Source organism: Mycobacterium sp. (assembly GCF_049802695.1).
GTDB lineage: Bacteria > Actinomycetota > Actinomycetes > Mycobacteriales > Mycobacteriaceae > Mycobacterium.
This window is the reverse complement of sequence record NZ_JBARMY010000138.1, coordinates 1-9832: the sequence shown is the minus strand read 5'-3', so window position 1 is coordinate 9832 and position 9832 is coordinate 1. Positions and strand designations below refer to the sequence as shown.

The following is a 9832-nucleotide window of genomic DNA, read 5'->3' as shown; positions in this document are numbered from 1 at the left end:
GCGCTGCACCTCGGCGTCGATGAACGGTGTCGCCGGCCCGTCGGCGTCGATCACCCCCGCAGCCGCCAGCGCCGTCACGATGCGCCACCGCAGATCCAGGTCGATCGTCAGCCCCGGCAGACCCGCTTGGGCCGAATCGCCCTCCAGCAACGCCGACAACACCTCGGTGTGCCGCTGCGACAGCAGCGACGAGCACAACGCGTTGACGAAGGCCAGCTGGTGATCTGACCCGGCCTGCGCGCCACGCGCCAGCTCCAGCAGCCGGTCGGCGAACTCAAGCCAACCCTGCGCCTCAGCCCAGGCTGGCTCGGCGTACGAACCCAGCGCGGTCTGCGCCTGCAGCAGCAGCCGCTGGGCCACCCCGATCTCGGTTTCGGCGACCACACCGGTAGACACCAGGGACACGAAGTCGCGTGCTTTCAGCTCCGCATGACGGGTCATCTCCCAGGCCGCCGACCACACCAGGGTGCGCGGCAGCGGCTCGGCGATGTCGGCGATGCGCTGCAGGGCGGTGTCCAGCGAATCCGGGTCGAGCCGCAGCGAGCAGTAGGTCAGATCGTCGTCGTTGACCAACACCAGCCGGCCACGCGAAACACCCCTCAGCGCAGGTACTTCGGTGCTGGAACCGTCGACGTCGAGTTCTTCGCGGCGGGTCCGCACCAGCTTGCCGTCGCCGTCATCGTCGTAGATCCCTATCGCCAGCCGATGAACCCGCGTTTCGCCCGCGCCTGGCTCTGCCCCGCTCTGCGTCACCGCGAACCGGGTGAAGTTGCCGTCGGCGTCGACGTCGAAATCGGCGCGCAGTGTGTTGAGCCCGGTGGTCTTGAGCCACTGTTGTCCCCAGTCGGACAAGTCGCGGCCGGACGCCTTCTCAAGAGCGGTCAGCAGATCACCGAACGTGGCGTTGCCGAACGCGTGAGCGCTGAAATAGTCCCGCAGGCCGGCCAGGAAATGTTCGAGGCCGACATAGGCCACCAACTGCTTGAGCACGCTGGCGCCTTTGGCGTAGGTGATGCCGTCGAAGTTGACCTCGACCGCGGCCAGATCGGGAATATCGGCGGCTACCGGATGTGTCGACGGCAGCTGATCTTGCCGATAGGCCCAGGACTTCTCGGCGTTGGCGAACGTGGTCCAGGCGTGGGCGTATTCGGTGGCCTCGGCTTGGCACAGCACCGAGGCGAAGGTGGCGAAGGACTCGTTGAGCCACAGGTCATCCCACCACTTCATGGTGACCAGATCACCGAACCACATGTGCGCCATCTCATGCAGTACCGTTTCAGCCCGCCGCTCATAGGACGCCCGGGTCACCTTGCTGCGAAAAACGTAGTCCTCCAGAAAGGTTACGGCGCCGGCGTTTTCCATCGCGCCCGCATTGAACTCGGGGACGAACAGCTGGTCGTATTTGCCGAATGCATAAGGCACACCGAAATGCTTGTGGTAGAACCCGAATCCCTCTTTGGTCTCGGTGAACAGCCGCTCGGCGTCCATGAAGTCGGCCAGAGTGGCGCGGCAGAAGATTCCCAACGGAATGTCACCGTGGTCGTCGGTGTAGACGTCGTCCCAGCGCGTATACGGGCCGGCGATCAGTGCCACCAGATACGTGCTCATCCGCGGCGTGCGGGCGAACGTGTGCACGCCGTTGTCGACACTGACGGTGGCGGCGTTGGAGACCACCTCCCAGTCGGACGGCGCGGTCACCGACACGTCGAAGGTCGCCTTCAGATCGGGTTGGTCGAAGCACGCGAACATCCGCTTGGCGTCCGCGGTTTCGAACTGGGAGTAGAGGTAAACCCCGCCGTCGACCGGGTCGACGAACCGGTGCAGGCCCTCGCCGGTGTTGGAGTAGCGGCAGTCGGCGTCGACCACGACGACGTTGTGCTCGGCCAGCCCGGTAAGCGTGATGCCGGTGGATTCGTCGTAGCCGGAGACGTCGAGGTCGACGCCGTTGAGGGTCGCGCTGTGCACGGTGTCGGCGGCGAGGTCGAGGACGGTGTCGGCGCCGGCCAGGGCGTCGAACTCCACGGTGGTGGTGGACCGGAAAACGCGTTCGCCGGGCCGACCCTGACCGTCGGTCAGGTCAAGGACGATGCGGTAGTTGTCGACGGTGAGCAGCGCGGCGCGTTCGACGGCTTGATCACGGGTCAGATTGGGGAGAGCCACCTGTCTAACTTAAGCCGGTGACAATCCGGGCCGCAGCGGTGGCCTGCAGAGAAACCGGCAAGTGTGCGGATTCTGGCCGGCAAATACTCGGGCGGGAACAACGCGCACCGCGGTTAGGGTTGTGCTGGACGGCCTTACCCCGTCGATGAGAGGACTCCCATGCCCGACAAGTCAGTCGCCGATTTCTGGTTCGATCCGCTGTGTCCGTGGGCCTGGATCAGCTCACGCTGGATCCTGGAGGTGGAGAAAGTTCGCGACATCAAGGTGAACTTCCACGTCATGAGCCTGGCGGTGCTCAACGAGGACCGCGACGACCTGCCTGAGCAGTACCGCGAGCGGATGGCGAAAGCATTCGGCCCGGTGCGGGTGGCGATCGCCGCCGAACAGGCCCACGGTGCGAAAGTGCTGGCGCCGTTGTACACGGCGATGGGCACGCGGATCCACAACGACGGCAACAAAGACCTCGACGACGTCATTAAGCAGTCACTCCCCGACGCCGGGTTGCCGGCCGAACTGGCCGACGCCGCCCACAGCGACGCCCACGACGAGGCGCTGCGCAAGAGCCACCACGCGGGGATGGACGCGGTAGGCAAGGACGTCGGCACCCCGACGGTCCACGTCAACGGCGTGGCGTTTTTCGGCCCGGTGCTGTCGAAGATTCCGCGCGGTGAAGAAGCAGGCAAGCTCTGGGACGCCTCGGTCACCTTCGCGTCGTATCCGCACTTCTGGGAACTCAAGCGGACGCGCACCGAGCAGCCCCAATTCGACTAACGGAAACCGGCGGAGCAGGATGACGGGCGTGCGCGTATACCTGGGCTCCGACCACGCCGGTTATGAACTCAAGCAGCAGATCATCGGGCACCTCAAGAAGACCGGGCACGAGCCGGTCGACTGCGGAGCTTCCAGCTACGAAGCCGACGACGATTACCCCGCATTCTGCATCGCCACCGCGGTCCGCACGGTAGCCGATCCGGCCGCACTGGGCATCGTGCTCGGCGGATCGGGCAACGGCGAGCAGATCGCGGCCAACAAAGTCCCCGGAGCCCGCTGCGCGCTGGCGTGGAGCGTGGAGACCGCGACGCTGGCGCGCCAGCACAACAATGCGCAACTGATCGGTATCGGCGCGCGCATGCACACGGTGCAGGAGGCGTTGGCCATCGTCGACGCTTTCCTCACCGCGTCCTGGTCCAACGCCGTTCGCCACCAGCGGCGTATCGACATCCTCGACGAGTACGAGCGAACCCACCAAGCGCCGACGGTGCCGGGCGCCGGCGTCAACACCTAGTCGCCCATGCCCGAGGGGCACACCCTGCACCGGCTGGCCAGGTTGCATCAGCGGCGTTACGCCGGCGCGCGGGTGTCGGTATCCAGCCCGCAGGGCCGGTTCGCCGAATCAGCAGCCGTCGACGGTCTGGTGCTGCGCCGCGCCAGCGCCTGGGGTAAGCATCTGTTCCATCACTATGCCGACGGGCCGACGGTGCACGTGCACCTGGGTCTGTACGGCAAATTCACCGAATGGGCGCTTTCTTGCGATTCTGCGATACCGGCGCCGGTCGGTCAGGTGCGGATGCGCATGGTGGGAACCGAGTACGGCACCGATTTGCGCGGACCGACCGTGTGCGAAGTGGTTGACGAGGCACAGATCAGCGACGTGATCTCCCGGTTAGGACCGGATCCGTTGCGTCGCGACGCCGACCCGGCATGGGCGTGGGCCCGAGTCACGTTGTCGCGCCGACCTATTGGTGCGCTGCTGATGGATCAGACGGTGATCGCCGGGGTCGGCAACGTGTACCGCAACGAATTGCTGTTCCGCCACCGCATCGACCCGTACCGCCCCGGTCGGGCGATCGCCGAGGCTGAGTTCGCCGGTGTCTGGACCGATTTGGTGGCATTGATGAAGGTCGGTCTGCGCCGCGGCAAGATCATCACGGTACGCCCTGAAGACGATTACGGTTTGCCGTCCTATTCGCCGAGGCGGCCTCGCACTTATGTGTACCGCCGCGCCGGCGATCCTTGCCGGGTGTGTGACACGTCGATTCGCACCGCCTTGTTGGAGGGCCGAAATCTGTTCTGGTGTCCCACCTGCCAGACGTGAGACCTCCTGTGCCGCAACGAATAAGCGAACGATTCGGTAATCTCCTACGCCGTGGCTAATTCAAGTTCGCCACATAGCGCAAAGCAATCTCGGCCATAGGGCCGCCTGTTAAGAATAGGCCGGCCGGCCCGCCGCCGAAGCACTGATGAACGGCAGGACACCAGTCCCGAACAAGCGCCGCGGAAGGCTTTGAACCGGGCAGAGCGGCCGAGTCCAGCGTGGCCGATAGCGAATTGACATAAAGCCGGGGCAGGGACGCGCCGCGCATAGGTTTGGACGCGTCGACCGCTTCGGGTATACACAGTCACATGAAGAAGTTTGCGCGCTCGGCAGCAACGACACTCGCGATGACCGCCGGCTTAGGTTTGGCCGGCTTGGGTATCGCGACCGCCGCAAACGCTGAGCCAGCGCCCTTCCCGGACTACCACTGGTGCCCAGGCGAAGCCTATGACCCTGGTTGGGGCCCGAACTGGGATGACGGCGAGTGCCACGACGACTTCCACCGTGACCGCGACGGGTTCGACCACAGCCGCGACTTCAGAGGCGGCTACGACGACCGTGGGCCAGGATTCGACCACGGGCCTGACGGTCGAGGACCCGGCTTTGACGACCACGGGCCCGACGGTCGAGGACCAGGCTACGACGACCACGGCAGGGGCCGCTGACCGGGTGTGAGGTTTCGCCCGTTCTGGCCGGAAAAATCCCCCGCTCCGGCGTACGATCCGCGCATGAAGAGTTCTGTGCGCTTTGCCGCGTCGACAGCGCTGCTGGCTGCCGGTTTAGGGCTCGGGGTGGGCATCGCTACTCAGGCTCAGGCCCAGGTAACGCCGTTGCCGCTCGACCCGTGTCCGGCCGGTGCCAGCTGCAACCAACCGGGCCCCGGCCCTGGCACCGCGTCGGCTCCGGTGCACTCCTACATTGACGAAGACCTCAGCGGCCGGGGCAGCGACGGCGGCGGCGGCGGCTGAAAGTCGTCGTGCCAGGTCTAGCCCATCACCGAAGACCTGACGATCAGCTGATGGTGACACCGAGTGCGGCATAGACCTGGTCGCTGATAGCGACGCTGCGGGGGTCGGCGTTGGCCTTGGTGGCGTCGTAGTAGTTCATCACGTACGCGTAGCCGATCCGATGCTCGAGATCGACGAATGCGAATGAGCCGCCCAGGCCACCGTGCCCGAAGATGTGCGGGTTGGGACCGGCGACGCAGCGCTGGTTGAGCATGTAACCCAAGCCCCACCCGTGGTCGGCCACCCGCGGACCCAGCACCAGGTCGGGGTCGTAACCGCCTTGCGACACTCGAATGCGCTCCATGTGGCGGCGGCTGAGGAGCTTCTCCACGGCCAGCCCGTTGTAGAAAGTGGCCATTCCCAGCGCCGAAACGTGCGCGTTCGTGGCAGGGAACTCGAGCGCACGCCATCGCTTCAAGTCATGAAAGCTCAAGTCATCGTCGGGCAGGAACCCCAAGGCGACCGACATACCCGCCTTCGGATGCTGGTCGAGCGAGACCGGATCCCACGGCGCGGTGCCCAAGATCCCGCGCAGTCGCGGCTTGTTGACCGGGTCCGCGCAGCGCCTCTGGTCGGCCTCGTTCAGACCGATGTGCACGTCGATACCCATCGGCTCGGCGATCTCGGCGCGCAAGTAATGCCCGATCGTGCAGCCGGTGATTCGACGAAAGACTTCGCCGAGGATGAAGCCGAAGGTGGCCAGCTGATAACCCTGGGCGGTGCCCGGCTTCCACCACGGTCTGGCAGCGGCAAGATGCCGGCAGACGTAGTCCCAGTCGGTCACCTCCCACCAGTTCATCCGAAATGGGGGGCCGATGACTCCGGATCGGTGACTCAGCACCATGCCGACGGTGATCGCCTCTTTGCCGGCCTGTCCGAACTCGGGCCAATAGCGGGCCACCGGCGCATTCAGGTCGAGTTGGCCGCGATCGGCGAGCTGGTGCACGCATGTGCTGGTCAATCCCTTGCTGCCGGACAGCACATTGCCCAGGGTGTCTTGACGCCACGGCCGGTTACCGGCGGCGTCGGCGGATCCTCCCCACAGATTGACGACCAGATCGCCGTCCACCCAGACCGCGACTGCGGCACCGACTTCGTTGCGCAGCAGGAAGTTCTGCTCAAACGCGTCGCGCACCCGGTCAAAGCCCGATACGCACGAGCCGTGGATGTCGACGTCGCCCATGGGGCGCCTTCCTGTCGGGCCTTTCGGAACCCCAGCCAGAGCGGGCGACGGGAATCGAACCCGCGTAGCTAGTTTGGAAGACTAGGGCTCTACCATTGAGCTACGCCCGCGCGAATATATCGAGCGCGACTGTACGTCGCGGCGGAGTTCAAATCCAAATGACACCGCCCCGTGACCTTGCCGACAGCCAGGCGCAGAGCCGACGGAGCCGAGCCGTAGGATTTCCAGGTCAGTGCGGGGTGTAGCGCAGCTTGGTAGCGCATCCGCTTTGGGAGCGGAAGGCCGCAGGTTCAAATCCTGTCACCCCGACCAGCGCACGCCACACCGCAGGCGCTGCTGTCTGAGAACAACACATCTAGGAGCACACGCGTGAAGAGCACCGTCGAGCAGCTGAGCCCCACTCGGGTGCGCCTCAATGTCGAGGTGCCGTTCACCGAGCTCGAGCCCGAATTCGAGCGGGCGTACAAGGAGCTGGCCAAGCAGGTGCGGCTGCCGGGTTTTCGTCCGGGCAAAGCGCCAGCGAAGTTGCTCGAGGCGCGTATCGGGCGGGAGGCGATGCTCGATCAGGTCATCAACGAGGCGCTGCCCGCCCGGTACGGCCAGGCGGTGACAGAGTCGGACGTGCGGCCGCTCGGCCAGCCCGAGATCGAGGTCACCAAGAAGGAATACGGTCAGGAACTGGTCTTCACCGCCGAGGTCGACGTCCGCCCTGACATCACGCTTCCGGATCTGAGCACTCTGAAAGTCGCGGTCGACCCAGTGGAGATCAGCGACGAGGAGATTGGCGCGGAACTGCAGTCGCTGCGGGCCCGATTCGGCACACTCACGGGTGTCGACCGCCCGGCGCAGACCGGGGACTTCGTCTCGATCGACCTGTCCGCCACCGTCGACGGCGCAGATGTGCCGGAGGCGGCGACCACAGGCTTGTCGCACGAGGTTGGATCAGGACGCCTCGTCGAAGGACTCGACGACGCGATCGTCGGCCTGTCCGCCGGTGCGTCCCGCGATTTCACCACCATCTTGGCGACCGGACCGCACGCCGGTAAGGAAGCTCAAGTGACGGTAACCGTCGGCTCGGTAAAGGAGCGCGAACTGCCCGAGCCCGATGACGAGTTCGCCCAGTTGGCCAGCGAATTCGACACCATGGACGAGTTGCGGGCCAACCTGGCCGATCGGGTTCGTCAAGCCAAGCGTGTCCAGCAGGCGGAGAAGATCCGCGACGCGACGCTGGACAGCTTGCTGGACCAAGTGGAGATACCGCTGCCGGAGGCGATCGTGCAGGCGCAGGTGGAGAGCACCCTGCACAATGCGCTGCACGGGCTCGAGCACGACGAAGCAAAGTTCGCCGAGACACTCGCCCAGCAAGGCTCCTCCCGGGAGGAGTTCGACGCCGATGCCCGCAACGCCGCCGAGAAGGTCGTCAAGACTCAGCTGCTGATGGACGCCCTGGCTGACGACCTGGACATCCAGGTGACCCAGAACGACCTGACCGAGCGATTAGTGATGATGTCCCGGCAGTACGGCATCGAGCCGCAACAATTCCTCTCCTACCTGCAGCAGAACAATCAGCTGCCGAACATGTTCGCCGACGTGCGGCGGCAACTGACCATTGCTGCGGTGGTCGAGGCGGCCATGGTCACCGACAACGCCGGCGAGGTCATCGACACCAGCGAGTTCTTCGGCCACGGCACGGACGACGACAATGATGAGGATGACTTGGCCGACGAGGACCTCGACCTCGACCTTGACGAGGACGAATCGGCCGACGAGGCCATCGAAGCCGCAGAGGTCGACGAGCCCGCCGAGGGCGTGCAGTCCGAGCAGGCCGAGGAACTAGAGGAAACGGCGGAAACAGTCGTCTCGCCGGAGGCCGACGATGCCGAGCCGGTAGGCGAGGAAGAGGAGGCCGACTCGTCGAGCCCGGAGGCCGACTCGTCGAGCCCGAAGGCCGACGATGCCGAGCCGGTGTGACGCTCTGAGCGAACGAGCGCACTTCAGGGAGTGCGGGAAGTCACCGGTTGGTTAATGTCGGTGCATATGAAACTCGAGAAAGCAGGTGCCCCATTGTGAGCGGTGAGACTCACATGCGTTCGTCCACCCAGGGTCTGAACCTCGTCGATTCGGTCTATGAGCGGTTGCTCGCTGAGCGCATCATCTTTCTGGGGTCACAGGTCGACGATGACATCGCCAACCGGCTGTGCGCCCAGATCCTGCTGCTCGCCGCTGAAGACCCGGCGAAGGACATCAACATCTACATCAACTCGCCCGGCGGCTCGATCAGCGCCGGGATGGCGATCTACGACACCATGGTGCTGGCGCCGTGCGACATCGCCACCTACGCGATGGGCATGGCGGCGTCGATGGGGGAGTTCCTGCTCGCGGCGGGCACCAAAGGCAAGCGCCACGCATTGCCGCACGCCCGCATCCTGATGCATCAGCCGCTGGGCGGCGTGACCGGTAGCGCGGCCGACATCGCCATCCAGGCTGAGCAGTTCGCGGTCATCAAGAAGGAGATGTACCGGCTCAACGCCGAGTTCACCGGTCAGACGATGGAACGCATCGAGGTCGACTCGGATCGCGACCGCTGGTTCACCGCCCAGGAAGCCCTGGAGTACGGCTTCGTCGACCACATCATCACCAGCGCTCACCTCAACGGAGTCAAGCCATGAATCCCGATATCCAGCCGCAGGCGCGTTACATCCTGCCGTCGTTCGTCGAGCATTCGAGCTGGGGCGTCAAGGAGTCCAACCCGTACAACAAGCTGTTCGAGGAACGGATCATCTTCCTCGGAGTGCAGGTCGACGACGCGTCGGCCAACGACATCATGGCTCAGTTGCTGGTCCTGGAGTCGTTGGATCCCGACCGGGACATCACGATGTACATCAACTCCCCGGGCGGCGGTTTCACCTCCCTGATGGCGATTTACGACACGATGCAGTACGTGCGAGCCGACATTCAGACGGTGTGCCTGGGCCAGGCCGCCTCCGCCGCAGCTGTGCTGTTGGCGGCGGGCACGCCGGGCAAGCGGATGGCGCTGCCCAACGCACGGGTCTTGATCCACCAGCCATCGCTGGCCGGCGTGATTCAGGGCCAGTTCTCCGACTTGGAGATCCAGGCAGCGGAGATCGAGCGGATGCGCACCCTGATGGAGACCACGCTGGCCCGCCACACCGGCAAGACCGCCGAGGTGGTCCGCAAGGACACCGACCGCGACAAGATCTTGACCGCCGAAGAGGCCAAAAGCTACGGGATCATCGACACCGTGCTGGAGTACCGGAAGCTGTCGGCGCAGCCCGCCTAAGCCTGCACGACTGACCGTGACGTATCGGTGTCAGCGCGCCAGCCCGCGCGCGACGTCGGCGATATCAGCGGGGCGGACCCGGCAGC

Annotated in this window: 9 protein-coding genes, 2 tRNA genes and 1 pseudogene; 9 read left to right on the top strand and 3 right to left on the bottom strand. The window is 65.2% G+C overall.

The genetic code is table 11. The annotated features are described in order from the left end of the window. The coding region (gene pepN / locus WA317_RS05365; protein ID WP_425172051.1) for an aminopeptidase N at positions 1 to 2160 on the bottom strand (2160 nt) is incomplete at its 3' end. Positions 2161 to 2319: 159 nt separating this feature from the next. Between pepN and WA317_RS05360 the strand changes: the two genes are divergently transcribed. From WA317_RS05360 to WA317_RS05340, 5 genes are all read left to right on the top strand, one after another. Then, the gene (locus tag WA317_RS05360; protein ID WP_425172050.1) at positions 2320 to 2931 is read left to right on the top strand and encodes an Rv2466c family mycothiol-dependent reductase; all 612 of its coding nucleotides are present in this window, start codon (positions 2320 to 2322) and stop codon (positions 2929 to 2931) included. Positions 2932 to 2959: 28 nt separating this feature from the next. Continuing rightward, positions 2960 to 3445 carry a ribose-5-phosphate isomerase gene (locus WA317_RS05355; protein ID WP_425172053.1) on the top strand — a complete coding sequence of 162 codons (486 nt, stop codon included), beginning with the start codon at positions 2960 to 2962 and terminating at the stop codon, positions 3443 to 3445. Positions 3446 to 3451: 6 nt separating this feature from the next. Next, positions 3452 to 4255: an Fpg/Nei family DNA glycosylase gene (locus WA317_RS05350; RefSeq protein WP_425172049.1), complete on the top strand. Its 804-nt coding sequence runs from the start codon at positions 3452 to 3454 to the stop codon at positions 4253 to 4255. A gap of 347 nt (positions 4256 to 4602) precedes the next feature. After that, a complete protein-coding gene (locus tag WA317_RS05345; protein WP_425172052.1) occupies positions 4603 to 4920 on the top strand; it encodes a hypothetical protein in 318 nt (105 codons plus the stop codon). Positions 4921 to 4983: 63 nt separating this feature from the next. Then, a complete protein-coding gene (locus WA317_RS05340) occupies positions 4984 to 5223 on the top strand; it encodes a hypothetical protein (protein WP_425172048.1) in 240 nt (79 codons plus the stop codon). 43 nt (positions 5224 to 5266) lie between these two features. Here WA317_RS05340 and WA317_RS05335 read toward each other — a convergent pair whose 3' ends face one another. Beyond that, positions 5267 to 6445, bottom strand: a complete 1179-nt coding sequence (locus WA317_RS05335; RefSeq protein WP_425172047.1) for a serine hydrolase domain-containing protein — start codon at positions 6443 to 6445, stop codon at positions 5267 to 5269. A 39-nt stretch (positions 6446 to 6484) separates the two neighbouring features. Further along, a tRNA-Gly gene (locus WA317_RS05330) sits at positions 6485 to 6555 on the bottom strand. Positions 6556 to 6680: 125 nt separating this feature from the next. On the opposite strand from WA317_RS05330, the gene WA317_RS05325 reads away from it, so the two are divergent. The 4 genes and pseudogenes from WA317_RS05325 to clpP2 all read left to right on the top strand — a co-directional run bounded on the left by WA317_RS05325 (position 6681) and on the right by clpP2 (position 9746). Then, positions 6681 to 6757 (top strand) — tRNA-Pro (locus tag WA317_RS05325). Between the two features lie 57 nt (positions 6758 to 6814). Continuing rightward, a pseudogene (tig, locus tag WA317_RS05320) lies at positions 6815 to 8197 on the top strand (trigger factor); the annotation flags it as partial. Positions 8198 to 8511: 314 nt separating this feature from the next. After that, a complete protein-coding gene (locus WA317_RS05315) occupies positions 8512 to 9114 on the top strand; it encodes an ATP-dependent Clp protease proteolytic subunit (protein WP_425172046.1) in 603 nt (200 codons plus the stop codon). After that, a complete protein-coding gene (gene clpP2, locus WA317_RS05310; protein WP_425172045.1) occupies positions 9111 to 9746 on the top strand; it encodes an ATP-dependent CLP protease proteolytic subunit ClpP2 in 636 nt (211 codons plus the stop codon). Before WA317_RS05315 ends, clpP2 begins: the two co-directional genes overlap by 4 nt. Positions 9747 to 9832 lie beyond the last annotated feature (86 nt).

Excerpts from the sequence above, each read along its gene's own strand:
- clpP2 (WP_425172045.1), top strand. The coding sequence starts at position 9,111 with ATGAATCCCGATATCCAGCCGCAGGCGCGTTACATCCTGCCGTCGTTC.
- WA317_RS05335 (WP_425172047.1), bottom strand. The coding sequence starts at position 6,445 with ATGGGCGACGTCGACATCCACGGCTCGTGCGTATCGGGCTTTGACCGG.
- WA317_RS05350 (WP_425172049.1), top strand. The coding sequence starts at position 3,452 with ATGCCCGAGGGGCACACCCTGCACCGGCTGGCCAGGTTGCATCAGCGG.
- WA317_RS05360 (WP_425172050.1), top strand. The coding sequence starts at position 2,320 with ATGCCCGACAAGTCAGTCGCCGATTTCTGGTTCGATCCGCTGTGTCCG.
- WA317_RS05340 (WP_425172048.1), top strand. The coding sequence starts at position 4,984 with ATGAAGAGTTCTGTGCGCTTTGCCGCGTCGACAGCGCTGCTGGCTGCC.
- WA317_RS05345 (WP_425172052.1), top strand. The coding sequence starts at position 4,603 with ATGACCGCCGGCTTAGGTTTGGCCGGCTTGGGTATCGCGACCGCCGCA.